1 protein-coding gene is annotated in these 296 nt (G+C 44.3%); it reads left to right on the forward strand.

What is annotated here, in order from left to right; translation table 11 throughout:
- On the forward strand, positions 1-296 hold a 296-nt coding region (locus tag AC1M9N_RS14505), incomplete at both ends, for an Ig-like domain-containing protein (protein ID WP_481954979.1).

The following is a 296-nucleotide window of genomic DNA, read 5'->3' on the forward strand; positions in this document are numbered from 1 at the left end:
GATACAACTGCACCATCTGATACCGATGTAACGATTGATCCAATTGCGGATACAAACGATACAACACCAGAAATCACAGGTACAACTGAACCAGGAACAACAGTAAATGTCGTTGTTAAAGACAAAGACGGTCAAGTTGTTGCAGAAGGTCCAGCGACAGTTACAGGTGACACATGGACATATACACCATCAGTTGAATTGGCAGATGGCGAATATGACGTAGTTGCAAAAGCAACAGATCAAGCAGGTAACACAGGTGAATCTCAGCCAGAGAGCTTCGAGGTTGACACAGTAGC

Source organism: Acinetobacter sp. ANC_7655 (assembly GCF_056784015.1).